The following is a 24215-nucleotide window of genomic DNA, read 5'->3' as shown; positions in this document are numbered from 1 at the left end:
AGGATGGCTGCTGTGCCGAATCCTGACGTGGAGATCCAGCGCGGAGACACGAGCATCGCTGTCACCGATCGCGGCGTCGACGGACCGCCGGTGGTTCTGCTGCACGGACTGGCCGGAAGTTCACGTGAACTCCTGCCGACCGCGGACGCGCTCACGGATCGCTTCCGGGTGCTGCTGGTCGACCAGCGTGGCCACGGCCGCAGCACCCGTCGTCCAGCAGACGTCTCCCGCGATGCGTACGTCGGCGATGTCGTCGCCGTCATCGAACAACTCCTCGCGGGGCAGCGGGTCCGACTGGTCGGCCAGTCGATGGGCGCGCACACGGCATTCCTCACCGCTGCGGCGCGCCCAGACCTGATCGATCGGCTCGTGATGCTCGAAGGTCACGTCGCCGGCGACGACGGACCTGAGGGCGCGGCCAAGATCGGTGAGTACTTCGCATCGTGGCCGGTGCCGTTCACCGACGAGGCGGCGGCGCGCTCGTTCCTCGGCGACCGCCCGCTGACGGATGCCTGGGTCAACGATCTCGAACCGGCTCCCGACGGGCTGCGGCCACGGTTCGATCCGGACATCATGCAGGGCGCGATCGCGGCCGTGCAGGAAGATCGCTGGACCGAATGGGAGAACCTCACCGTCCCCACGCTGGCCGTGTTCGCCGAGCACGGCATGTTCACCGCCGAACAGAAGAACGAACTCATCCGGCGCCGGCCGGCCACCCGGCGGGCCGACCTCTCCGCGGCAAGCCACGATGCGCACCTCGACGCGTTCGAGGGCTGGATCGGCATCCTCAATGGATACCTGGACGAGGACCTCCGTTAGAGGCCGCGTTCGATCGCGCCGCTGGGGTTGAGGAAGAGCAGGATCGGCGGTCCGGTGTTCGGGAGGATGGCGGAGTACGCCTGGAGTTGTGGAGCGTAGTAGGCGACTCGGCTGTCCAGGGCTGCCGCGGGGATGGCGTCCGTCTTGTAGTCGACGATGATGAGACGGCCGTCGTCGTCGCGGTAGATGAGGTCGACGAAGCCTTCGAGCACGGTGCCGTCGGGTTGGACGGTGCCGACGTACGACTCGCGCCAGTGCTCGCGGGCGACGGCTCGCTTCACCACGTCGGATGCGAGCGCCGAACGGACCAGCGCGGTGACGACGTCGGCGTACTCGAGGACGCCCTCAGCCAGGCACTGGGTGGAGACGGCGGCTTCGAGACCGGCGCCGGTGGACAAGTCGACAACCTGGAGTACGGCGTGGACCGCGCGCCCGATCGCGGTGCCGTAGCGGCCTTTGGACCAGGGCGGGAGCTCCAGGTCACGGGCGGCCTTGGCCGTGCCGGGGTCGATCTCGGCGAGGGCCGCCTCCGGGCCGGTGCCTTCGAGGCCGGACGCGCTCTGGGCGGAGCGGGCGCGGCTCGCGGCCTGTGCTGCGGCCGCGCGGGTCTCCCACTCGGTGCGGGAGATCGGCGGAGTGACGTCGGGGCTGCCCGATGGCTCGCGGTCGGGGACCGGCGGGCTGGTGAACAACGTGGAGTGCGGCGCTTCGACACCGCCGGCCGTCGCGAGCAGCTCGGCGTTGCTGGAATGGCGGCGGTTGCCTGAGCGGTGCAGCGAGACGATCAGGTGATCGCGGGCGCGCGTCGCGGCGACGTACAGCAGGCGGCGGCGTTCGTAGTCGTCCATCTGTTCGTCGACCGGTTGCACGAGGTCGAAGTCCTCGGTCTGGACCGACGACTTGAGCTTCACGGCGTACCCGCCGTCCGGAGGCCAGAGGACCTGGACGCCGCGCTGGCGGTTCGGGGAGGCGGACATGCCGGACAGGATGACGATCGGGAACTCGAGACCCTTCGCGGCGTGGATCGTCATCACGCGGACGGCGTCGGCGTCGGTCTCGGGCAGCACGGCCTCGGCGACGCGGGACGTTTCCTCGCCCTGGTGGGCAGCCCAGGCGAGGTACGAGCGCAGGCCGCCGTGTTCGACCTCGGACCAGGCGCGGGCCTGGTCGACGACGAAGCGGATCCGGCGCCAGGCGTCGCGAGCGCGCGGGCCGATCGCGGCGACCTCCAGCATGCGGCGGTCGGCGACGATCTTCGCGAGGACCTCGCTCGGGGTGAGCCAGCGGGCGGCGTAGTACGTCCGGCGGAGCCACTCCATCGCGTCGCCGACCGGGTGGGTGAGGAGCTGGTCGGGCACCGGGGCGGTCAACGTGAACGAGCCACCGGAGCGTTTCCAGGTGTAGAGGTCGTCGTCGCCGCAGCCGAACAGTGGGGAGCGGAGCGTGGTGACGAGCGCGAGTTGGTCGCTCGGGTCGCCGAGGGCGCGGGCGCAGGCGAGCAGGTTGCGGACCTCGGCGGTCTGGTAGACGAGGGAGCTGGCTTCGGCGCGGTACGGGATGTCGGCGCGGTCGAGGGCGTCCTCCAGGAACGGGAGGGACGTGCGGGCCGGGACGAGTACGGCGATGTCGCCGGCTTCCGCGGGGCGCCAGGCTTCGGCGCGGCCGTCGTAGACCAGCCAGCCTTCGCGGAGGGCCTGCTCGACGACAGACGCGACGTCGGCGGCTTCACGCTGACGCAGGACGGAGGCTTGGGCCCGGGGGAGGTCGTCGTGCGGCTCCGCGCCGAGGATGGTGACGGCCGGGCCGCTGGACGGGTCCTCGGGTGTGTCGTCCGGCAGGTCCGTTGGTACATCGGCGGACACCGAGTCATCACGCCGCCGGAACTGCAGGACGGTCGCGACGTCGGCGACCTGCTCGTCTGCACCGGTGGGGGCCGGGTCCTCGTCGAAGAGGGTGGGCTCGTCGTCGGCGTCGTCGAACATGGACAGTTGGTCGCCCTTGACGGACGTCGGCTCGCTGGGCTGACCAGGCGCTTGAGGCCGAGCGGGCTGACCCGGGCGGATCGACGACGAGTTCCCAGGAAGGGACGATGCGCCGGGGCGGGAGGTCGAGCTGGACGACGGTGTGGTGGTTGCTGCGGTGGGGCTGGTGCGGTGGGGGGAGAGGGACTGGTAGGAGGGCTGGGCGGCTTCCTGGGGCTGGATCAGGGTGCTGAAGACGGTGTTGATCCAGCGCAGGATCGGAGGCACCGTGCGGAAGTTGGTGGTCAGGGCAACGGTCTCGCCGAGCAGGTCCTGGGCGGTGAGGTACGTCGCGATGTTCGCGCGACGGAAGCGGTAGATGGACTGCTTCGGGTCGCCGACCACGAACAGGCGCCCTTCGGGGACCTCGACGTCGCGCCAGTCCTCGGCCTCGGCCTCGGCGCCGCCGGCGATGCGGACCGCGAGCTCGATCTGGATCGGGTCGGTGTCCTGGAACTCGTCCAGCAGCAGCCGCTCGAACCGCTCCTGCAGATCCGCGCGGACCGCCGCGTTGCGCCGGAGCAGATCGCGAGCCAGCACCAGCAGGTCGTGGAACTCCAGCCGGCCCTCGGCCCGACGAAGCTCGGCCGACTCCAGCACCCGCTCGGCGATCCAGTGCGAAAGGTGCCGAAGGCAAGCATCGAGGAGAAGCTCGACCAGCGAACCGGCGACCTCGACCACCTCGGTGCAGTCACCGCGGACTTTGGCGATGTCGGGCCAGTTCTCCTTGCGCCCGATCCGTCCGACCTTCAGGCCGCGCAGCGCCTGCAGGATCGCGAGCTGGGTCTCCTGGTCGGACGCGGCGTCGAGCATCAGCCCGAGCTCGCGGATCTGCAGCAGCTTGGGCAGCAACCGGTCCTCGGGGTCGAGGCACGACTCGGCCACCCCGCCGATCTGGGCGGCCGCGGCGATCAGCCCGGTGAGATCAGGCATCGCGACCAGCTCAGGCGGGTCGACCAGGACTCTTTCGGCGATCAGGTCCCAGTCGTTGCCGAACAGCCGCGCGAGCGACCGAAGATGCTTCAGCTCGACCCCGACCGCCATCGCGAGAAGCAACGGCTCGGCGATGGAGTCGTCGTCGAGGAGTTGCTGCTGCAGCTCGGCCCAGCGCTCCTCGAAAGCGACCGAGGACCCGACCTCGTCGAGTACGTCGATGAGCGGCGGCAGCCCGGCCTCGATCGGATGGGCGAGCAGGATCTGTTGGGCAAAGGCGTGCAGGGTGCCGATCGAGGCGGAGTCCAGGTCGTCCAGCGCCCCGTCGGCGAGTTGGCCGGCGCCGTCTCTCCGTGCCTTCTCGAACTCGACCCGCAAGCGGTCCCGCAGCTCTGCGCCTGCCTTCTCGGTGAAGGTCACCGCGGCGACCGTGCGCAGCGGCACGCCGTCACGCAGCACCAAGGTGGTCACTCGATCGACCAGCGCATGCGTCTTGCCGGACCCCGCACCCGCCTCGACGAAGAGAGTGGTCTCGGTATCGGAACGGATGCGATCGCGCGCCGCGCCGTCGAGCAGCTGTTCACTCATCGCCGTCCTCCAACGCGGTCGGGTCGATGAGGCGAACCAAGCGCTCCAGGACAGGGTCGTGGCGTTTGCGGTCCCAGCGGGCGCGGACCTCGCTGTGACCGATGCCGTCCGGGTTGCAGTACGGGCACTGCACCCAGAGGAAGTCCGGGATCTCCGGCGCCTTCGGCGGAAAGTACCCGGCCGCGATCGACGACACGATCACGTCGAGCGTGTCGACGTACCGCTCCTCGACCTCGGGGGTCAGTGGGACCGGGATCCGTTTGCCGCCGCGGCGGACGAACCAGTACGACGCCTCGACCGGAGTGGACTGCTCGCCCAGCCGGGCTCGCGCCGCATACGCGTACACCGGCAGTTGCAGCTTCGTCCCGCCCGCGACCGGGTCCGCCTCGATGCCTTCGTACCGCGAGAAGCCGCCGGTCTTCACGTCGGTCACGTAGATCGTGCCGTCCGCGCCGACGTCGACCTTGTCGGCGGATCCTCGCAGCAACACGCGACCGGACGGCACCGGGATCTCCACCGGAGGCTCGCCGCCGAACCCGAACGTGAGCTCGCTGGCGACGACCGACGCGGACCGCTCGGCACGCCACCGATCGTCGTCGGTCAGCAACACCATCAGGTCGCCGAGGATCCGCAACCGCTCGCGCTGCCACAGCCGCGGGTGGCCGGTCAGCCCCTCGGCCTCGAACTCCTCCGCGAGCTCGGCTCCGATCGCCAGCAGGAGCGAGCGCTGCTCGGCCGTCCACGCCTCACCGAAGCCAGGAAGCGAACCGGCCAGCCGGCTCACGAACCTGTCCAGGCTGTTGTGGATCAGGTTGCCGATCTGGATCGGTGAGATCACCAGCAGGTCCTCGGGCGCCTCCAACGGCTCCACCTGAAGCAACCGCTCGACGAAGTACGCATGCGGGCAGGTGGCATACGACTCGAGCGACGTCGGCGATGCGATCCGATCCTCGACGGCGTACTCGGGCAGTCCCGAGACACCCGACAGGTCCCCGTCGAAGCGGGTGAACGCATTCGAGCCACGTCCGCGCAGCAACTCCCGCGCCCGCACCAGCACGCCGTCCTGAACCCACAACCCCGCCGCGGCGGCCCGCGTCTGCCACTCCTGCTCCGTCGCCGGCATCGTTGCCATAGTCAACGAACCTGCGTACGACGCCGACGTCTGCAGGACCTCGGTGTACCGGTCCCATTGGGTCGCCGGGAGCGCGTGATCGCCGGTCAGCTCGCGCAACGACCCGAGCAACCAACGTGTCGGCAACCGGCGTGACGATCGCCGCAGATCGCCGCGCGGGAACGCCGCCACCACTCGCGCGCCCGCAGAGAACGCGACCAGCAGATGTCGTTGCTTCTCGTCCAGCCGGTCCCGGAACGACGCCAACTCCGGCGCGGCCGCCTCCCGCACCCGATGGGGGAGCAGTGCGTCCTCGTGCACCCGTCCCGGATACAAGTCCTCCGACAGACCGACGACATACACGATGTCGGCGGACAATCCGATGCTCGCCGACAGCGGCGCGACCAGCACACCCGTCCCGAACGTCCCGACCCGGGGCAGCGACTGCTGCAACTCCAGATCCAGTACGTCGCGCAGCACCGCCAGGCTCGCCGGCGTGCCGAGCTCGTCCAACGTGGACAGGCCGGTCAACGACCCCTCGACCGCAGCAGCGGCGTACTGCTCCTCGATCGGCAGAGAGGAGTAGTCACCCAGCAGATCGTGGAAGAGCTGCAGAACGCCCTCTGAAAGATCGGACCACGTCTCCAGCACCGCCAACGCGCCCAACCGACGTCGCAGCGTCGAAGCAAACGCATGCAAGCGCTCAGCGGTCGAAGCGTTGTACTGCGCTCGTCGCACCGCTGCCGGGCGTGGATCCTCGGCGGCTTCTTCCTGATCAGCGGTCCGCCGCTCGGACTCGGCGTACCGCGCCAGCCGCGTGTCCCAGTCGTCCCCACGCACTACCCCGGCTACGCGCGACATCCGCTCCCACTGCGGCACCGGGATCCGCTCGCCGCCGAAGTCTCGCGTCGGCGCGTTCGCCAGTGCCCGGAACACATCGGCCCGCGGCAGATCCTGATCGACCAGCGCGAGCACCTCGAGCAGCGTCCGCGCGATCGCCCGCTCGTGCACCGGCCGCGTGCCGGGCCCGTTGACCTCGATCTTCGCGGCGCTGAGGTGCTCGTGCAGCAGACGTGCATACGGCGAGGCGGCTGAGTACAGCACTGCGATCCGGTGCGCAGGCGTGTGTTCCAACGCCGACACCACGTCGCGGACGACGCACCGAACCTCGTCGTCCGCGTCGGACGCGTTGAGGATCTCGGTCGCGACCGGGTAGTTCTTCGAGATCGACCGCGGCAGGTCGATGCCGATCCGTTCGAGCGATCGCCGAACCGCGCGGTCCGCACGGCGTACGTCGGTCAGCCCAACGATCACGGTGAGATCGGCCGCCGCATCGCCCAGCGCTGCGACGAACGCGGCCTCGGACTGGGTCAGCTCCTGCGGAAGATAAAGGACGAGCGCTCCGAGCTCACGCACCACGTCCGGCGACGCCGCGATCCGGGACGAGGCGGCACAGAGGAGATCGGTCTCGTCGTACCAGTCCGGGGCCAGGTCGCCGGTGACGTGGCGGTGCAGGCGGACCAGATCCGGGCCCAGCGCCGATGCGTCCGCGACCTTGTCGAGAGCGGGATCGGTGAGGTCGCGGAGCTCGCGGTGGGCCGATGCAAGCGCTTGGATCGTGGACGGATGCTCGGCGACCTCGTGGAAGACGCCGGGCGCCTTTGCGAGCGCCGTCCGCCAAGTGGCGGCGACGATCGGGCGGGTGGCGGGACGACGGGGCGCCAGCGTCCCGGCGGCGATCTGCTCGGCCAGTCGCTCGAGGGTGGCGAGGTAGAGCCCACCGATGGAGGCTCGAGCCAGGTGGCGGCGGGCGATCACACCGGACAGGTTGTTGGGCAGCAGGAGAGTGACAGGGGTCATCGGATCGTCGGCCTTCAGCCGCGCGACGACGGCTTGCAGGCAATCCAGGGCCGCGGCGCCGTACGCCGTGCTCTCGATCCGGGTGGTACTCACCGCAGCCTCCCCTCTCGACTGTCAACGGAGACGGTAGACCCTGCCACAGACAGAAAGGTGAAGGGGCGCGAAACGCCAAGGTTTCTGCAAGGTCGGCGGCGGCCTTTCACAATGAAGAAATGACCAGGGAGACGTGGATCGCGCGGGTGCTGCTCGTGCTCGTCTTCGCGCCCGGCGGCGGCTTGTTCGGCAAGGCGGTCGCGGAGGCCGCGCAGGCCCGTCCGTGGTGGCCCTGGCTGGTCGCGGCGCTGGTCTGGCTGCTGGTCACGGGCGCGATCGCGAGCTGGATCTCGACGTCGGTGTCGCACCACGCCGACGAGCACAGATAATGCTCCGATGGTCGCCGCTGTGCATCACGTCGAGATCTGGGTCCCGGACCTGTCCAGGGCCGTCGCAAGCTGGGGCTGGGTCCTCAACCGGCTGGGCTGGAAGGACGGTGACGGCTGGCCCGGCGGGATGACCTGGACCGCCCCGGACGGTTCGTACGTCGTGATCGAGCAGAGCCCAGCCATGTCGGCCACCGAGCACGACCGGATGCGGCCCGGGATGAACCACCTCGCGCTGAACGCGGCGAGCCGGGCCGAGGTCGACACCGTCGTCGCCGAGGCCGCCGACCACGGCTGGACGTTGATGTTCGCCGACCGCCATCCCTACGCCGGCGGACCGCAGCATTACGCCGCCTTCCTCCACAACACCGACGGCTACGAGCTCGAGATCGTCGCACCGGATTAGTCCGTGAGACTACTGATGCCTGGAGTGACGCATGGGACTACAGGTGTGACACAGTTACTCCAGGCAGGACGTAGTCGCGGGGCAAGTGTGGAAGGGCGGTGCTCGTGACGGAGAAGCCTGACGGGGGAAGTGTGCCCGGACCGGCCTCACCGGAGCTCCTGGAAGCGCGGATCCGCGGTCTGCAGCACGCGCTCGGGCAGCTGTTGGAGAACGCGCAACGGTTGACCCAAGGCGAGCATCAGCGCGCCGTCCGGCTCCATCGTCAGCTGCAGGAGCAGACCGCGATCGCCCGGCGCGAGTCGCGTGCGCTGGTCGACGCGAAGACCACGGAGGCGTTGTCCGAGGCCGAGCCCACTGCACGCTTGCTGGCGGACCGGCTCGCCCCTGGCCTCGGATCGATCCCGCCGAACGACGCGCGCTGGCGCTCGCGTCAACTCGTCGGCGCCGGCGTCCCGTCGTACGTGCGTATCGGTGAGCTGGAGGCCGGGACGCCCGTGGTCGCGCCGCTGCTCCGGACGAACGGCTGGAAGGTGACCGCGGACCGCAACGAGAACGCACGCCGCCTCCTGCAGAGCATCGCGATGCGGCTGATCGCCGCGGCCGAACCGTTCCGGCTGCGGATCGACGCGTTCGACCCGCGGCTGACCGGGATGATGGGGCTGCTCGGCCACCTGACCACGAAGTACCCGCAATTGGTGCCTAGGGCAACGCACACGGCGGAGCAGCTGCACACCGTGCTGTCCGGCCTGGTCGACGTGTCCTCGCTGCGGGCGAGCCGGCAGGCGCAGCTCGGGCACGAGCGGTTCGAGGACCTGCTCAAGGAGACCGGTCAGGTCACCGATCCGTACCGCGTCGTCATCCTCTTCGACTACCCGTCCGGGATCGACACGCTCGCCCAGCGCGACCTGCTCCGGCTGGCCGCGACCGCCGGCAAACGGGGGATCTGCTTCCTCGTCCACTACGACGCCTCGACCGCGGCCGAGCTGGACGTCGACTCGAAACAGTTGCTCGATCTCCTCAATCCCGTTGTCATCAGCAATGACCGGGTCGAGGTCGCGCAGCTGCCGCCGGCCCGGATGGACCCGCCGTTCGACGCGACCGTTGCCGCGGGCATCTGTGACGTGATCGCCGAGCAGGCCGAGATCGCCGTCCTCCCGACCATCGACTTCGAACGCACCCTGCCGAACCGCTCCACCTGGTGGCGGCCGGTCAAGGACGAGATCGGCGCCGTCATCGGGTACGACGACCGCACGCCCGCGCTGGTACGGTTGCGCAGCGGCAACCCGGCGCTCCCGCACGTCCTCGTCGGCGGGGCGGTCGGCCAGGGCAAGTCCAACCTGCTGCTCGTGCTGATCCACGGTCTCGCCGCGCGGTACGCGCCCGCGGACCTGGAGATGTACCTGCTCGACTTCAAGCACGGTGTCGAGTTCTCCGCCCTCGGTCCGGGGCCGGATCGCCCGCACTGGTTGCCACAGGTGCGGGTGCTCGGTGTGCACAGCGATCGTGCGTTCGGTCTCGCCGTACTGCGTCATCTGTCGGACGAGCTCGCCCGCCGTAGTGAGATCTTCAAGTCGCACGGAAACGTCGCCGACATCGCGGAGCTCGCTCCGGGTCCGGATCGCCCGCCGCGGATCCTCGTTGTACTCGATGAGTTCCAGGTACTGCTCGAGGACGACGACGAGCTGGCCGACGAGGCCGCGAAGTTGCTCGAGCGGCTGGTCCGGCTGGGGCGCGCGTACGGCGTTCACGTCGTGCTGGCGACGCAGACGATCGAGGGTGTGAAGCGGCTGTCGACGCGGCGGGACTCGATCTTCGGCCAGGTGCCGTACCGGATCGCGCTGAAGACGACACCCGCCGACTCGCAGGCGATCCTGCGGAGCGGGAACACGGCGGCGGCCGAGCTGCAGTTCCGCGGCGAGGCCGTGCTGAACGCGAACTTCGGGTCGCCGGACGACAACCAGCATGTGCTCGTCAGCTTCGCGGACAAGCCGGTGCTGGATTCGCTGCGGCGTGAGCTGTGGTCGCTGGCGGGATCGGGGGCGCATCCGCCGCGCGTGTTCCACCTGGCTGAGCCTGCGCACCTGACGGAGACTGCCGCGGCGGTGAAGCCCGAGTTGGGCCGGCCGTGGACCGGGTTGCCGATCGCCGTGACCGAGGAGCCGGTGTCCGTCGAGGTGCGGCCCGAGCCAGGTGCCGGATTACTGGTGCTCGGGGACGGGCCGGCAGATGCGCTGGGTGTGCTGACCGGACTCGCGGTGTCGACCGCGGCCGCTGCCGTGGATCCGCCGCGGTTCGTGTTCCTGGACGGGACGAACTCGGCGCCGGCCGTTGCTGAGGGCAAGGATGCGCTGGTGCAGGTGCTGCGGCAGCTCGGCTGCGAGGTCGAGACCGTCGACAAGCACGACGACATCGCGCCGCGATTGTTCGCGCTGCGGGAGGCGATGCGCACCGGGCAGGCCGGCGGGACGTACCTGCTCGGGTTCGGGTTCCACGGGGTGCCGCGGATGCAGGTGCACGCCGAGGGGTACTTCGAGAGCCCGGCGAACGCGCTGCAGGACATCGTGCGGGACGGCCCGGCGCAGGGACTCATCACGTACGGGTGGTGGAACCGGATGCACGTGTGCACCGAGCATCTCGGGTTCGGACGGGCCAACGTCGCCACCCACATGTTCCTGCGGCACCCGCAGGACGGCGTACGCGCGGTTGCCGGGCCGCTGGTGCGGTGGGCCTCGGAGCCGCACCGGGCGCTGTTGTGGGACGGGCTGCATCCTGAGGCACAGGTCGTCGTACCGTTCGCCGCGCTGCGGTCGGACGAGGTGGATCGCACGGTGGAGCTGGTGCGTCGATGAAGACCGTGGAGCAGGAGTGGTCCGAGTACGTGCGGGCGCTGCGGACGGTCGCGATGGCGCGGACGGACGCGCAGCAGGCGCAGGACCGGTTGACGGCGCACAAGTCGAAGGCTGAGGCGACCGCGGCGGCGGAGGCCGACGCGATGGCCGAGCGCGGGCTGAGGCTGCAGACCAGGCTGAACACGCTCGCCGAGAAGGCGGCCGCGAGCCTGCAGCGGGCCGGGCTGCCGGCCGAGGGGAAGCGGGCGAACCACACGCTGCCCGAGATCCGCGCGCTGAACGACATCGAGACCGTTGCCGAGCGCATCACCAAACAGCTCGCCGAGACCGTCGACGAGCTGGAGGAGCTGCGGACCACGGCCCGGGCGCTCCAGGAGCAGCGCAAGCGGCGTACCATCAGCGCGGTCCTGGCGCTGGTCGGGTTCGTGCTGGTGTGGGTGTTCAGCAGGTCGTTCCTGGCCGGCGTCGAGGCCGCGGCGATCGCCGCCGTCACGATGCTGGCCGCGTCGCGGGTGCTCGGTCTGCCGCGGCTGCCCGGCGCGCGCTGGTGGGGCTGGAGCGGTGCGGTCGTGGTCATCGTGGCGATGGCGGCCGGTCTGCCGTGGTGGATCGGGATCGGGGTGCCGGTCGTGGTGGCGGGTACGGCGATCGTGCTGCCGAAGAAGCGCAACTAGTTTGGGAGTGGGTTGAGGTGTCCGACGTACTGCGGCTCAAGGAACAGCTGCACCAGGTCTCGATGGAGGCCAAGCAGGCAGCGGGTGGCCTGGCCGGGTTCAAGCTCCGCTTCACCCAGCACAGCCAGCTGGTGGAGAGCTTGATCGCGGGTACCGCCACCGGCATCGACCGCGACATCACCGAGATCCTCGAGGCCGCCGGCAAGGCGGTCGAGCAGGCCGCCGAAGCCCTCGAGATCGCCTCGGCCGGCTGCAAGAACTACGCCGACCAGATCTAGGAGTTCGGGGCGCCGGGATGCCGTCGGAGCTGCAGCGGGTCGCGCGCGGTCTGGTCGACTGCTTCGACGAGATCCCACGGGTCGTCGAGCAGCTGCAGCGCACCGCCGTACGGTGCCGGGAGAACGCCCAGCTCGCCCTGATCGCATCCCGCGGCCAGGCAACCGTCGCCGCCCAGCAACTCGACGCCGCCGCCCGAGCCTGCGAGGCCGCCGCCCACTACCTCTCGATGGCACCCCCGAAAGCCCGCGGCTGGGCCGAGGGCCTCGTCGGTACGCCGGGCCCGTCCACGAACCGCCCTTCGTCGGACTCGGCGAACCGCAACAAGGCCACCGGCGGCTCCACCGACCTCGACTCCCGGGGCCGAACCAAGCGCCTCACCTTCATCTACGAAGACCTAGAAGTTGCTGAAGACAACGAACCCCCACTGATCACCGTCGCCCGCAAAGCCTTCGAGAAATACCACAAGGCCCACGAGAAGGACGACGACCGCGACGACCAGGAACCGCTCGAGGTAGAGATCACCGTCCTCGAGTCCGGCGAGCTCGAGTTCGAAGAACGCAACGAAAAAGAAGACCGGAAACGCGAAGAGCATCTCCTCGAAGACTTCGAGATCGAGGTAGACCTCGCGGAGCCCGTCAAAGCCCTCCTGGCCGCAATGGCCGACTCGGCAGACCAACACTGGCAGCACGCCACCCTCACCATCACCACGGGCGAGGTAAATGCCACCTTCGACTACCCCGAGGAAGACCGCCCCCAGCCAATCATCGTCGACATCAACCTCCCCGACCTCCCCACCCTCGACTTCGACCCGGCCTTCGACCTCGGGGCGTTGGGTGCGGACTTCGAGCCCGGCGTGTTCGATCCCGACAACTTGTTCGACCGGAAGGAGCAAGAGATCGGGAAGCGCCTGGAAGAAGAGGGCTGGCGGGTTGATGCAAGGCGGGCCGACCACACCACGCATCGAAAGAAGAACCCGGACTCGATGCTTCGGAAGGACCGGGAAGACGAAGGCGCGATCGTCGAGTTCAAGACCCAGGACGTCGGCGAGTCGAATGCCGTTAAACGCGCCATGCTCAAGGCAAGCGGCCAGGCGCTCAAAGCCGCGGTTCAGCTCAGAGCACGGCGTGAAGTAGTCATCGACGGCCGGCAGGCGGGGGTAACCGAGGACACCGCACTGCGGTCGTTTCGCAGAGCGGTCGGTCAGCCGGGCTCCACGGTCGCGTCGGTGGTTCATGTCATCCTCGGTGACGGGCGTTTGGTCACCTTTACCAAGGAGCTGTGATGTCGACCGACGACAACATCTTTCTGGCCGGCAACGAGCAGCTAGCCGGCATGGCCCGATGGCTGGGAGAGGCGCTCGGGCTCGAAGCCGTTGAGGATTCCGACCTGAAGGACGGTGCGTACCTGTTCCGTGGTCGCGCCCGGACAGCGGACGGCGAGCTGTACGTCCTCGTTGAGCCGAACGTGTACGGCGAGGTAGATCCTGAGCCTGCTGATGTGTCAGCGATCGACCGGTATCAGGGCGTGGTCGACGTTCGGTACGCCGGGCGGAAGGACGAGGAGCTGCAGGAACGAGAGGCCCGCGCGATCTTCGACGAGTTGTCCGGTCGGCGGCCGGACCTGGCGATGGTCCTCAGTCACAACATGGCCCTTCTGACCGCGGCGTATCTCCCCGGCGCCGGTGTGCGCTCCTTTCCACCTGGAACCAGCCTCGACGTCGAAGACATCGACGCCTGGCGTCCGTGGGTCATTACCTGATGTCCAACTGCGACATCAGCGTCCTCGCGTCGACGCAACCACAGGTAGCCCTCGTACTTGCCCACGCCATGTCCCGGATCGTCGCGGCCTGCTTCTCCGGCATCCACACCTTCCCGCCGGCCGCCTCCCTCGACGCCGTCGACACTTGGCAGCGCTGGATCTTCAACTGATGTCGATCGACGACAACATCTTTCTGGCTGGCGACGAGTCGCTGGGTGACCTGGCCAAATGGTTGAGCGTCACACTTGGGCTCGAGGCCGTCGTGGAGGCTGGGCTGGAGGAGGACGAGCGGCTGTTCCGGCGCTCTGCGCGGTCTGGATCGGGCACGGTGGGAGTCCTGGTGCGTCCGAACGGGTTTGCTGTCGCCGATCCGGATCCGGAGGAGGTCCAGGCGCTCGACCGGTATCCGATCGATCTACGCGTCCGGCTCGTCGGCACGAAAGACGAGGAGTGGCAGCTCCGCGAGACCAGGTCGATCTTCGACGATCTCGTCGCGGCAAGGCCCGACGTACCCGCGTTGCTCGTGCACAACCTCGACACCCTCTTGTCAGCCCACCTTCCCGAAGCCGGCACCCACACCTTCGACCCCCTGATCACCCCCGACGCCGAAGACATCGCGACCTGGCGTCCGTGGGTCGTCGGCTGACGTAGTGCCGGGGCTCCTCACCGGCTGTGAGATTTTTCGTCGGAATGGCGTCATGAAGTGCTGAGAGGTTCGTCACTACCTGTGAACCCATCCCCACAGGGAAGTGGAAGTGGTTGACGTGAAGGGTGTTGCGAGGTCGCTGATGGGAACCGGCTCGATTCGGTGCCGGGTGTATTGAGATGGCCGACGGTGGTGATCCTCACCCGGGTGCGGTCCGGGTGGAGCGTCGTCGGGTGCGGGTCTGGTTCGGGGACCATGTGGTCGCCGACTACCGGGCCGAAGCCGAACTGGCCGAGCGGTACGCGGCGGCCATGTCGCGGCGGTTCGCCGGGCTCCGGGTGACCAGCGATCCAGTGCCGGACCACGATCCGGGTCCGGACCGGAAGCTGCCGGGGGAGCGGCTCTGGGAGGTGGCGCCGAAATGAGTTCCCGTCGTTTTCGGTTGATCCGTCATCAGGACGTCTCCGGTGTCAGCGGCACCGGACCCGTTGCCGAGGGTGTCCAGTTCACCGACGGATCGGTCGCGCTGCGCTGGTACGGCGACTATCCGACCACGACCGTGTGGGACGGCATCGACTCCGTCATCGCCATCCACGGTCACGGCGGGGCCACCGAGGTCGAGTGGCTCGACCCGGAACCGGGTCCCGACCCCGACCTGAAGTTGCCGCCCCGCGAGTCCCTACCACCCCGCCCGTGGCCGGACCTGCACTCGACCCCCGAGCCGCAGGATCCCGACCCGCTCCACCACGATGTCGACGGCGTTCGCCGCTCCGACCGCGACCTGGCCGCGGACCGGGGCTTCGGGCCGGAGGGCGACTTCGACCGCGGCAAGCGGGGCGCAGCACCGCCGTCCACCTGGACGTCGTACCGAGTCTTCCGCTGAGCAGTCAGCGGATCGTTCAGAGCGGATCCGGCGCCGCGGACCCGATCTGATCAGCGCGCATCGGTGCCGTTACCCCCTCCCGGCACCGGTCGTGGCCCGGGTACGGCGTACGCCTCGACGAGCCGGCGTACGCCGTACCCGGCGCGGTACCGGCCCAGGCGGACTCGCGATACGCCTGGGCCGGGACCGGTCAGCGGTACTTCATCTCCGCGAGCTGGTCGAGGTTGTAGAACCTGCTGGGGCCGTCGCAGAGCTCCATCATCTTGGTGGCGAACTCGGTCGTGTCGGCCCGCCGGGAGTTCTCCATCGCCTCCTCGTACGAGGCGAACTCGATGATCGAGAAGTAGCGCCCCGGCTCGTCCCGGTCGGCGCAGGCCAGCCCGTGGACCGGGGACGGCCCGTCCCCTTCGGCTTGGCGCTTGGACTGGAAGTCCTCCATCAGCGCCTGGATCTCGTCCGGCTTCGACGTCCGGTATTCGATGATCTGAACGAAACCAGCCATTTCTCCCCCTGTGATCCGGACACTCACCCCTGGGTGTCTCCTTCGACAGTGCGCCTGGATCGCCTGGCTGGCAAGGGTGGACCGGTGACGGTGACCTGACGGGGCAGCCGGATCACGCGCCGTTTCTGCCCTCGGCAGAGGCGTCTGGGTTTTGTCGGCGGGGCCTGATTGGCTTGCCTGCATGGAGATTCTGATCCTCGGTGGGACGGCGTGGCTCGGTCGTGAGATCGCTGCGCAGGCAGTGGCGCGTGGGCATTCTGTGACCTGCCTGGCGCGCGGTGAGAGCGGCGCGGTCGCGGAAGGCGCCGAGCTGATCGCGGTCGATCGCAGCCTCCCCGATGCGTACGACGCTGTGCCGCCGCGGGACTGGGATGCCGTCTTCGAGGTGTCGTGGCAGCCAGGGTTCGTGCGGGGTGCACTGGCCGCCTTCGGTGCGCGGGCGAAGCACTGGACCTACGTGTCGTCGGTGAACGCGTACGCGAAGTACGACACGCCCGGCGCCGACGAGACCGCGGTACTGCGGGAGCCGACCGAGCTGGATGTGGCCGAGCGGGAGCTGTACGGGGAGGCCAAGGTCGCCTGCGAGCTCGCTTCGCGGGAGGTGGTGGGGGATCGGCTGGTGATCGCCCGCGCCGGGTTGATCGGCGGGCCGGGGGACCGGAGCGATCGATCGGGCTCATGGGTCGCGCGGGCGGCGCGTGCGCCGGAGGAGCCGATGCTGGTGCCGGACACACCCGACTTGGCGACGTCGGTGGTGGATGTCCGCGATCTGGCCGGCTGGTTGCTGGACAACGCGACGGAGGGCCGGACGGGGACGTTCGACACGCGCGGGCCGGTGGTGCCGTTCGGTGAGTGGATCCAGCTGGCGCGCGAGGTGGGCGGTCACACGGGGCCGGTGGTGCCTGCGCCGCGGAAGTGGTTGGAGGAGCAGAAGGTCGAGCAGTACATGGGGCCGGATTCGCTGGCGATGTGGCTGACCGAGCCTGGGTACGAAGGCTGGTCGTCGCGGAGTGGTGCCGCGGCGGCCGCGGCCGGGCTGACGCACCGTTCGCGCCGGGAGTTCCTGGCTGACGCACTCGCCTGGGAGCGGGAGCTCGGCCTGGAGCGGGAGCGGCGCGCGGGGCTGAGCCCGGCCAAGGAGAAGGAGTTGATCGAGTCACTGACCGCCTAGGGTGGGCGCATGCGCCTGGTGCTGATCTCAGACACTCACCTGCCGGTTCGGGCGAAGAAGCTGCCGGAGCCGGTGTGGGAGGCGATCGAGCGTGCCGACGTGGTCATCCATGCGGGCGACTGGGTGAGCGTCGGGCTGCTGGACGAGTTGGAGGCCCGTGCGGCCGGAAGAGCACAGGTGATCGGGTGCTGGGGCAACAACGACGGTCCGGAGTTGCGGGCCCGGTTGCCCGAGGTCGCACGAGTGACCCTCGACGGGCTGTCGATCGCCGTGGTGCACGAGACCGGTTCGGCACAAGGCCGCGAGACGCGCTGCGAAGCGGCGTACCCGGGGGTGGATCTGCTCGTGTTCGGGCACAGCCACATCCCGTGGGACACGACGAGCCCGGGTGGGCTGCGGCTGCTGAATCCGGGGTCGCCGACCGATCGCAGGCGCCAGCCGTACTGCACCTACCAGACCGCGACCATCACCGCCGGCCGGCTGGAAGACGTTGCCCTCCACAACCTGTAGAACTGGTTGCGTACCGCAACGAATGCGGCCGCGCAGGCGGGATCAGCGCCGTACCACCGAGTTACGGCGTGTCCCGCCTGCGCGGCCGAGGGGTCAGACGTGTGCTGCTTCCTTGACCCGGGTCTTGAGGCGATCGCGGACCTCTTCCGGCGTGTACGCGCGGCGCTTCCGCTCGCCCCGTGCAATCACCACGCCCGTTGCGGCCACGCCGACGAGCCCCGCAAGCCCTACCACCTTCCATACCTTCATGGCGACTAACCTAGCGACGTGAACAGCCGGATTTCACTGGATGACGCTACGGAACTGACACGAACAGGTGACATTTGGCTGTTCCGCGGTGGCAGCGCCGCGGATCGCGCTATCCAGCTGACCACCAACAGCCCGGTCAACCACGTCGGGATGGCCGTCGTGGTCGAGGATCTCCCGCCGCTGATGTGGCACGCGGAGCTGGGCCGTTCGCTGCCGGACATGTGGACCGGTCAGCACCAGCGCGGCGCGCAGCTGCACAATCTGCGCGACGCGGTGCTGGTGTGGGCGCGCAAGTACGGCCAGCAGGCCTGGCTGCGGCAGCTCGATCATCCCGTCACGCGGGAGATGGAGGACGCCGTACTGCGGACTGTCGCTCGCCTGGACGGTACGCCGTTCCCGTCGACGGCCCGGCTCGCATCGAGGTGGGTGCGCGGGCGGGTGCCGGCGATCCGGCGCGGATCGCGGGAGCTCGAGCTGGAGTCGGCGTACTGCGCCGAGGTGGTCGCGGTGACGTACGAGGAGATGGGGTTGCTGCGCGGGCGGAAGCTCAACTGGTACGACCCGGGCCGGTTCTGGAGCGGCGATGAACTCCAGCTGGCCCATGGAGCGCGGCTCGGCGAAGAGATCGAGGTCGAGATTCCCTCCGATACCTGACGGAACCGAAACTGTCGGCGGCGTGTGATTGGGTTGTTCCAGTCGGTCATCGAGCCGGAGGAGGCCCGGGGATGTACGCCGTCATCGACACTGAGACGACTGGCCTGCTGCCGAGTCATCGGCATCGGGTGATCGAGATCGCCGTTGTGCTGCTGGATGCTCGCGGGCAGGTCGAGCACGAGTGGGTGACGTTGCTGAATCCCCAGCGCGACCTGGGTCCGCAGCACATTCACGGGATCCTGACCGCCGACGTGCTGGCGGCGCCGGAGTTCGGTGACATCGCGCGGCAGTTGGGCCGGCTGCTCGCGGGGCGGATGGTTGTCGGGCACAACGTCGAGTTCGATCTCGGGTTCCTGCGGGCGGAGTTCGCGCGCCTCGGCGTCGCCGTGCCGCTGATCACCGAGCGATCGATGTGCACGATGGCGCTGGCGGGATATCTGTATCCGGGAGCGAAGCGGACGCTGGGCGCGTGCTGCGCGGCGGCGGGCATTTCGATCGAGGGCTGGCACTCGGCGATGGCCGACACGCGCGCGACCGCTGAGCTGTTCTCCCAGTATTTGAAGGCTTTCCCGTCCCCGCCGCCCTGGCAATGGGCCTACGAAGAGGTGCGCCGGCGGCAGTGGCCCGCGTTGCCGGGGACGGACGTCGCGCCGACGGTGCGCCCGGTCCACGCCGGTGGACGGCATGGCTGGATGAGCCGGCTCGTCGACCAGCTGCCACGGGTGCCGGAGCCGCCGCAGGCCGACTCGTACCTCGTGCTGCTGGACACGATCCTCGCCAACCGCGAGATCACGGCCACGGACGCGGACCAGTTGGTGCAGGTGGCAACCGACCTGGGCCTGACCCGCCCGCAGGTCGACAACCTCCACCGCTGGTATGTGGCGGCCCTCGCGACGGCGTCGTGGGGAGCGGGGACGATCACACCGGATCAGCGCAACGATGTCGACCGGGTCGCGGTGATGCTCGGGCGTCGCGCGGACGATGTCGACGAGGCGCTGCTCCGGGCGAGCAACGGGCGGTACGTCGTACCCGATCGTCCTGGGGCGCGGGGGTTTCCGCCGGGGAGCACGATGGTCTTCACCGGCGACATGGTCGAGCCTCGCGAGGTGTGGTGGGACCGGGCGGTGGCGGCGGGGTTCGTCCCGCAGGAGGCGGTCCGGCCCGAGACGACGTTCCTGGTGGCCGCGGATGTCGACAGTTTGTCGGTCAAGGCTCGGATGGCGCGGGAGTTCGACGTACCGATCATCTCGGTGGAGGACTTCCGCCGCCTCCTGCCTGTGGACGAGCGCAAGGCCGGGTGAGGTCAGGCGGTCAGGTGTTCCGGATTCAGCAGGGCGTGGAGGGTCAGGCCGGCCTCGGTCAGCGGAGCCGGGGTGCTGAGGTTGCGGTTGATGACGCAGAGCGCGTCGGTGATGGTCGCGCCGAGCGCGCGGAGATCGTTGGTCGACAGGACGATCTGGCCACCGGTGGTGACGACGTCCTCGACGATCGTGACGCGGCGGCCCTCGATGTCGGCGCCTTCAGCCAGGCGACAGGTGCCGTACGACTTCGCCTCCTTGCGGACGAACGCGCACGGCAGACCGGTGTGCCGGCCGAGGGCGGTCACGACCGGGATGCCACCCATCTCCAGGCCGGCCAGCACCTCGGTTCCTTCGGGGATCAGCGGGACCATCGCCGCCGTCACTTCGTCCAGCAGCACCGGGTCGGCCTCGAACCGGTACTTGTCGAAGTACTCCGTCGTTGTCTGTCCCGATCGCAGGACGAACTCCCCGGTCAGGTGAGCTGTCGCGTAGATCCGTCGTCCCAGTTCTTCGAGTTGCACACCCGGCACCCTATCCGGCGCCGCCGCGAGGTCAGCCCTCGTCCGGGAGTGGCTCGATCTCGAAGCGGAGTTGCTTGCCGGAGCGGATGCGTTCGATCGCGGACAGGCAGGCCGGTTCGCTCATCTGGACGCCGATCTCGGCGAGCTTGTGCCGCAGCACCCGGGCCGCGTCCTCGGCCGACCGGGCGCTGGACTCGTTGATCGCCTCGATGGTGGTGGCGGTGAGCGTCTCGCGGATGTCCGGATGTGTCTGGTGGATCTCGTGCGTGATGCGGAACTCGGTCATCGCGACTCGCTCTCCCTTGTCCTCTGCGGGCCGATGGTGCAACCCCAGCGTAGTGTCCCGGGACGTCAGCTGAGTACGCGTCGGACGAAAGTCTCCAGGCGGGTCGTGAGCCGCTCGGCGCGGACCTCCGCAGTGGCGGTCTCGCCCTGCGGCAGGTCGAGCTCGCGCAGGCCGCGGATGTACAGCGAGCATGCGAGATCGGCGCACATGTACGTGCCGACGGTGTTCCCCTCGCGGCCGGCCGAACCGGCCCGGCGGGCGGCGAACAACGCAACGTCACTGACGTGATGCGCGGTGTTGCACAGGTCGCACAGTCCGGCGAACCGGCGCGCGGCCCCCGACGTCTGGGTGCTGACCGCGATCCCGGTCACCCCGCCGTCGCGCTGTACCACCAGGTAACCGCGGTTGGGCGCCTTCCCGTCCCGCCAGCCGAGGAAGTCCAGCGACTCCCAGGGCAGCTCGGTGAACCGCGACGGCAGCGCGATCGCCTTCACCTGGCTCTTGGTCGAATTGACGAACGAGCGCCTGATCTGTTCGGCGCTGAGCGGTTCCACGACGTTCCCTCCCGATCTTCGACCACCTGTAAGGGGGTCTGGGGACCCCCTCATGAGAACCGCAGGCGTGACCACCCCGCAACCGAATAATTCTGTTGCTGGGGGCAACGGTCAGCTGTCGGCGTACGCCGTGGTCCGAGTGGTGTCGTGGCTGCGGAGGTCGACGCCGAAGTCGACCGAGGCCTTCAGCCGCAGCAGCAGCGAGACGACCTCGGCCCAGGTGTCGGGGTCGGCGGGATCGTCGGTGCCGAGGGTGAGCTCGGTGCCGCTCGTCTCGCCGGCGGCGAGCGTGAACGTGAGCGTCCGGCCGAAGTACCGCAGCCGGTAGAGCTCGTCCTGGACGGCCTGCTCGATCCGGCACTCGCCGGTGCGGCCGTCCGCGAGCACGAACGAGATCACCCCGCCCGACTCCGGCGCCGAGACGGCCCAGAACCGCTCCCGCCCGAGCGCCGTACTCACCGCGCGGTAGACGTCACTCGGCCCCGACGCGCAGAACACCTTCCGCTCCACCGAACCCCCACTCTCTCCTCGATCGCGGTCCATTCTCCGGTCCCAACAGGTCCAGGAGGTGAACACGCCGGGTGGGGGGTGGACTTCTGAGCGTCAAAGGTGAAATCTGTACTGTGTAAAGTTCAACTAGTCCCCTGGAGGAATCCGCGATGTCCAACGAGTACGCCGCACTGTCCGGCGACTACACGCTCGACGCGGCGCACACCCGGATCGGGTTCAGTGCCCGGCACGCGATGGTGACCAAGGTCCGCGGTGCGTTCGACGAGTTCGAGGGCTCGTTCCACATCGACGGCGAGAACCCGGCCAACTCGTCCGGCAAGGTGACGATCCAGGCGAAGAGCATCAACACGCGCAACGGCCAGCGCGACGAGCACCTGCGCAGCAACGACTTCCTCGCGATGGACGAGCACCCGGAGATCACCTTCGTGTCGACCGCGGTCAAGCCGGGCGGCGACGGGGAGTTCGTGGTGTCCGGCGACCTGACGATCCGCGGTGTCACGCAGCCGGTCGACGTGACGTTCGAGTACACCGGTGCGGCCACCGACCCGTTCGGCAACCAGCGCGTGGGCCTGGAGGGCTCGGTCGTGATCAACCGCAAGGACTTCGGCGTCAGCTGGAACGCGGCGCTCGAGGGCGGCGGCGTGCTGGTCAGCGAGAAGGTGACGCTGGAGCTCGAGGTCTCCGCGATCAAGAACGCCTAAGCTGTACCTGATCTGTTGACGTGGGTGTCGCCGGCCGGCGACACCCACGTCTGCGTTTCAGGCGTGCCGGATTGTTTGCTGCAGCAGAGATTCGACCGCTTCGCGGAGCTCGGTGTCGTCGTCGGGGCAGGACCAGACCACGATGCGGCCCTTGTCGCCGAGCTTGCTGCTGATCAGGTCGCGGGCGGGCGCGGGGTCGCCTTGGTTGAGCAGTACGACGAGGCGGCGGCCGTCGCGCTGGAGGCGATCCAGCAGTGGCGGGAGGGTGGAGCCGTGGAACGGCCCCGGGTCGCTCTTGACCTTGGTCTCGATCATCACGCCGCGGCCGCGCACCACCAGCAGGAAGTCCGCGCGGTCCCGGGTGAACTCGCGGTCGTGATAGACCCGCGCCTTCGGCCACAGGCGTTGCAGCGCCGCGTCGACCTCGGCGTCGTACTGCACGGCGAGACGACTGACGCGGGAGTTCGTCCGCCGGAAGGACTCCGGCGGACGACGGCCGCCGCACCACGTCGGCAGCCAACGTCGAAAACTCGTGTCGATCATCGGTGGACCCCTCGACCTAGCCGGCACTCAGCGGTGAGTTTGCCCGGCAGGCGACGAGGGAATCCGGGGCCACGCAATCGTGATCCCACTGGGACGAATCAGCAGGCGTTGGGGGTGGTTGTGCCGCCGTCGACGATCCAGCGGGACTGCTGGGGGAAGACGCGCATCTGGTCCAGCCAGCGGGTCGGGGTGGTGTTCGGGAGGACGGAGTGGCCGCGGGAGTTCACGGTGCGGGCTGCGGAGGTGTCGTAACAGGCGCTGACGATGACGCCGTTCGACGCGATGGTCCGCTTGGCCCACAGGACCTTCGTGGCGCCGGTGTTGTGCAGCTTCCGGGTCCGGAAGTACTTCGCCTGCGCGCTGATCGCCTGGAACATCTTCGGCGTCATCACCTGCTGCAGTTGCCCCGTCTTCCCGCCGCCGCTGCGCATCATCACGTCGAGCGCGATCCGGTACGCGTAGTACGCGTTCACGACCGGGTCGTCGGCGGCCGCTTGATCGGTGAGGTCTGGCCGGGCCGCCTTGTGGGCGGCAGGTGCCGCGTTGGCGACGCCGGCGTCGGTGCCGCAGCCGGGAAGCAGCAAAACCGGGATCAGCGTGGCGGTCACCGCCAGGTTCCGCATGCGCATGGTGTCCGTGTACCTCCTGTTGGACGCGGCATCGCCGCTCGTGCCGTCGGGCAGCCCAGCGAGCCGTGTACGCCATCCGGCACTGACCGTGTAACGTCGGGACACGCATCGTGGTCACTGTGACCTAGATCACATCGACCCCCTACCGGGGTACTGGTCCCCGGTTGGCTCCGCGGCTGGATGTGCCGGCGGCGTCCGATTCCTAGCCTCTATCTCAGGACCTGAGACTTGAGGAGACGCGATGACGGACACACTGACCCGCCACCAGGCGGCCACGGCAGAGGGCAGGACGCGGCGGCTGGGGAGGTCGCTGGCGTACGACGCGTTGCTGGCGCCGGTCGGCGTGCAGACGATGGCGGACGCGGTGCTCGGGGAGCGACAGGCTGCCGGGCGACGCTGGTGCAGGTTGGCGGCGTTCCGGCTCGGTTGGCGAGGTCTGGTCGGCACCGGTGGTGCCGGCGAGCCTGCGGCCGGTGTTGTCTTCGGGTACGGGCTGATCAGTGTGGTGCTCGGGCTGGCGAGCTGGTTCCTGATGCTGCTGGTGCTGACGGCCGTGGTACGCGGGCCGTTCTGGGGCTTTGTCGACCACGGCGCGATCGAGCCCGGTACGTGGGGTGGGCCGACCCGGGCCGGTGCGTGGACGGCGCACGGGCTCATCGCCGTACCGTGCGTCGTCGCGTTCCTGTTCGCGCTGCGCGGGATCGCGGCGCTGCAGGCCCAGTTGGTGCGGCCGCTGTACGGACTGCCGGCGCGCAGGTGGGTGCTTCCGGCAACTATCGTGCTGGCGGCCGGTTGTCTGGCATTCTTCTGGGCCTGGCTCCAGCAATTGTGAGTAGGG

The 24215-nt window shown here is 69.1% G+C and carries 28 protein-coding genes; 18 read left to right on the top strand and 10 right to left on the bottom strand.

Annotated features, from left to right (window positions below; genetic code table 11):
* The first annotated feature begins 12 nt into the window (after nt 1–12).
* Nucleotides 13–819, top strand: a complete 807-nt coding sequence (locus OHA18_RS42875) for an alpha/beta fold hydrolase (protein ID WP_329001179.1) — start codon at nt 13–15, stop codon at nt 817–819.
* Here OHA18_RS42875 and OHA18_RS42870 read toward each other — a convergent pair.
* Entirely contained in the window at nt 816–4361 is a 3546-nt protein-coding gene (locus OHA18_RS42870) for a UvrD-helicase domain-containing protein (protein WP_329001178.1), read from the bottom strand. The two genes, OHA18_RS42875 and OHA18_RS42870, sit on opposite strands and share 4 nt — an antisense overlap.
* Nucleotides 4354–7425 carry a PD-(D/E)XK nuclease family protein gene (locus tag OHA18_RS42865; protein ID WP_329001177.1) on the bottom strand — a complete coding sequence of 1024 codons (3072 nt, stop codon included), beginning with the start codon at nt 7423–7425 and terminating at the stop codon, nt 4354–4356. The genes OHA18_RS42870 and OHA18_RS42865 overlap by 8 nt, the downstream gene beginning before the upstream one ends.
* Before the next feature lie 119 nt (nt 7426–7544).
* On the opposite strand from OHA18_RS42865, the gene OHA18_RS42860 reads away from it, so the two are divergent.
* The 11 genes from OHA18_RS42860 to OHA18_RS42810 all read left to right on the top strand — a co-directional run bounded on the left by OHA18_RS42860 (nt 7545) and on the right by OHA18_RS42810 (nt 15246).
* Entirely contained in the window at nt 7545–7754 is a 210-nt protein-coding gene (locus OHA18_RS42860; protein ID WP_329001176.1) for a hypothetical protein, read from the top strand.
* A gap of 7 nt (nt 7755–7761) precedes the next feature.
* Nucleotides 7762–8157: a VOC family protein gene (locus tag OHA18_RS42855; protein WP_329001175.1), complete on the top strand. Its 396-nt coding sequence runs from the start codon at nt 7762–7764 to the stop codon at nt 8155–8157.
* Nucleotides 8158–8261: 104 nt separating this feature from the next.
* The gene (locus OHA18_RS42850; protein WP_329001174.1) at nt 8262–11006 is read left to right on the top strand and encodes an FtsK/SpoIIIE domain-containing protein; all 2745 of its coding nucleotides are present in this window, start codon (nt 8262–8264) and stop codon (nt 11004–11006) included.
* Nucleotides 11003–11680, top strand: a complete 678-nt coding sequence (locus OHA18_RS42845; protein ID WP_329001173.1) for a hypothetical protein — start codon at nt 11003–11005, stop codon at nt 11678–11680. The genes OHA18_RS42850 and OHA18_RS42845 overlap by 4 nt, the downstream gene beginning before the upstream one ends.
* A 17-nt stretch (nt 11681–11697) precedes the next feature.
* Nucleotides 11698–11958, top strand: coding sequence for a hypothetical protein (locus OHA18_RS42840; RefSeq protein WP_134114190.1), 261 nt, complete (start codon nt 11698–11700; stop codon nt 11956–11958).
* Nucleotides 11959–11975: 17 nt separating this feature from the next.
* Nucleotides 11976–13241 carry a hypothetical protein gene (locus OHA18_RS42835; protein ID WP_329001170.1) on the top strand — a complete coding sequence of 422 codons (1266 nt, stop codon included), beginning with the start codon at nt 11976–11978 and terminating at the stop codon, nt 13239–13241.
* Nucleotides 13241–13717 carry a hypothetical protein gene (locus OHA18_RS42830; RefSeq protein WP_329001168.1) on the top strand — a complete coding sequence of 159 codons (477 nt, stop codon included), beginning with the start codon at nt 13241–13243 and terminating at the stop codon, nt 13715–13717. The genes OHA18_RS42835 and OHA18_RS42830 overlap by 1 nt, the downstream gene beginning before the upstream one ends.
* Nucleotides 13717–13887, top strand: coding sequence for a hypothetical protein (locus OHA18_RS42825; protein ID WP_329001167.1), 171 nt, complete (start codon nt 13717–13719; stop codon nt 13885–13887). Before OHA18_RS42830 ends, OHA18_RS42825 begins: the two co-directional genes overlap by 1 nt.
* Complete coding sequence (locus OHA18_RS42820) at nt 13887–14363, top strand: hypothetical protein (RefSeq protein WP_329001166.1); 477 nt, start codon at nt 13887–13889, stop codon at nt 14361–14363. The genes OHA18_RS42825 and OHA18_RS42820 overlap by 1 nt, the downstream gene beginning before the upstream one ends.
* Before the next feature lie 179 nt (nt 14364–14542).
* Complete coding sequence (locus OHA18_RS42815; protein WP_329001165.1) at nt 14543–14788, top strand: hypothetical protein; 246 nt, start codon at nt 14543–14545, stop codon at nt 14786–14788.
* Nucleotides 14785–15246 carry a hypothetical protein gene (locus OHA18_RS42810; RefSeq protein WP_329001164.1) on the top strand — a complete coding sequence of 154 codons (462 nt, stop codon included), beginning with the start codon at nt 14785–14787 and terminating at the stop codon, nt 15244–15246. Before OHA18_RS42815 ends, OHA18_RS42810 begins: the two co-directional genes overlap by 4 nt.
* A gap of 190 nt (nt 15247–15436) precedes the next feature.
* Here the strand turns inward: OHA18_RS42810 and OHA18_RS42805 are convergent, their stop codons facing one another.
* Nucleotides 15437–15748: a hypothetical protein gene (locus OHA18_RS42805; RefSeq protein WP_329001163.1), complete on the bottom strand. Its 312-nt coding sequence runs from the start codon at nt 15746–15748 to the stop codon at nt 15437–15439.
* 181 nt (nt 15749–15929) lie between these two features.
* Between OHA18_RS42805 and OHA18_RS42800 the strand changes: the two genes are divergently transcribed.
* Complete coding sequence (locus OHA18_RS42800; RefSeq protein ID WP_329001162.1) at nt 15930–16919, top strand: oxidoreductase; 990 nt, start codon at nt 15930–15932, stop codon at nt 16917–16919.
* A 9-nt stretch (nt 16920–16928) separates the two neighbouring features.
* The gene (locus OHA18_RS42795; protein WP_329001161.1) at nt 16929–17429 is read left to right on the top strand and encodes a metallophosphoesterase family protein; all 501 of its coding nucleotides are present in this window, start codon (nt 16929–16931) and stop codon (nt 17427–17429) included.
* A 93-nt stretch (nt 17430–17522) separates the two neighbouring features.
* On the opposite strand, the gene OHA18_RS42790 is transcribed toward OHA18_RS42795, so the two are convergent.
* Entirely contained in the window at nt 17523–17678 is a 156-nt protein-coding gene (locus OHA18_RS42790; RefSeq protein WP_329001159.1) for a hypothetical protein, read from the bottom strand.
* Nucleotides 17679–17696: 18 nt separating this feature from the next.
* On the opposite strand from OHA18_RS42790, the gene OHA18_RS42785 reads away from it, so the two are divergent.
* Nucleotides 17697–18332, top strand: a complete 636-nt coding sequence (locus tag OHA18_RS42785) for a hypothetical protein (protein WP_329001157.1) — start codon at nt 17697–17699, stop codon at nt 18330–18332.
* Between the two features lie 71 nt (nt 18333–18403).
* Nucleotides 18404–19633: an exonuclease domain-containing protein gene (locus tag OHA18_RS42780; protein ID WP_329001156.1), complete on the top strand. Its 1230-nt coding sequence runs from the start codon at nt 18404–18406 to the stop codon at nt 19631–19633.
* Nucleotides 19634–19635: 2 nt separating this feature from the next.
* Here the strand turns inward: OHA18_RS42780 and OHA18_RS42775 are convergent, their stop codons facing one another.
* The 4 genes from OHA18_RS42775 to OHA18_RS42760 all read right to left on the bottom strand — a co-directional run bounded on the left by OHA18_RS42775 (nt 19636) and on the right by OHA18_RS42760 (nt 21504).
* Nucleotides 19636–20154, bottom strand: coding sequence for an orotate phosphoribosyltransferase (locus tag OHA18_RS42775; RefSeq protein WP_329001155.1), 519 nt, complete (start codon nt 20152–20154; stop codon nt 19636–19638).
* A gap of 31 nt (nt 20155–20185) precedes the next feature.
* The gene (locus OHA18_RS42770) at nt 20186–20440 is read right to left on the bottom strand and encodes a hypothetical protein (protein ID WP_329001154.1); all 255 of its coding nucleotides are present in this window, start codon (nt 20438–20440) and stop codon (nt 20186–20188) included.
* Between the two features lie 65 nt (nt 20441–20505).
* The gene (locus OHA18_RS42765; RefSeq protein WP_329001152.1) at nt 20506–20994 is read right to left on the bottom strand and encodes an FBP domain-containing protein; all 489 of its coding nucleotides are present in this window, start codon (nt 20992–20994) and stop codon (nt 20506–20508) included.
* A 111-nt stretch (nt 20995–21105) separates the two neighbouring features.
* Entirely contained in the window at nt 21106–21504 is a 399-nt protein-coding gene (locus OHA18_RS42760) for a hypothetical protein (RefSeq protein ID WP_329001151.1), read from the bottom strand.
* A 149-nt stretch (nt 21505–21653) separates the two neighbouring features.
* Between OHA18_RS42760 and OHA18_RS42755 the strand changes: the two genes are divergently transcribed.
* The gene (locus tag OHA18_RS42755; protein WP_329001150.1) at nt 21654–22205 is read left to right on the top strand and encodes a YceI family protein; all 552 of its coding nucleotides are present in this window, start codon (nt 21654–21656) and stop codon (nt 22203–22205) included.
* 57 nt (nt 22206–22262) lie between these two features.
* Here the strand turns inward: OHA18_RS42755 and OHA18_RS42750 are convergent, their stop codons facing one another.
* The gene (locus OHA18_RS42750; RefSeq protein ID WP_329001149.1) at nt 22263–22748 is read right to left on the bottom strand and encodes a hypothetical protein; all 486 of its coding nucleotides are present in this window, start codon (nt 22746–22748) and stop codon (nt 22263–22265) included.
* A 98-nt stretch (nt 22749–22846) separates the two neighbouring features.
* On the bottom strand, nt 22847–23377 hold the full coding sequence (locus OHA18_RS42745; protein WP_329001148.1) for a hypothetical protein: 531 nt from the start codon (nt 23375–23377) through the stop codon (nt 22847–22849).
* A gap of 241 nt (nt 23378–23618) precedes the next feature.
* Here OHA18_RS42745 and OHA18_RS42740 point away from each other — a divergent pair, with 241 nt between their 5' ends.
* Nucleotides 23619–24209: a hypothetical protein gene (locus tag OHA18_RS42740; protein WP_329001147.1), complete on the top strand. Its 591-nt coding sequence runs from the start codon at nt 23619–23621 to the stop codon at nt 24207–24209.
* The last annotated feature ends 6 nt before the right edge of the window (nt 24210–24215 follow it).

It is taken from the genome of Kribbella sp. NBC_00709 (genome assembly GCF_036226565.1).
Taxonomy (GTDB): domain Bacteria; phylum Actinomycetota; class Actinomycetes; order Propionibacteriales; family Kribbellaceae; genus Kribbella.
Note: the sequence above shows the minus strand (reverse complement) of the source record. Positions and strands in the feature narration are given on the sequence as shown.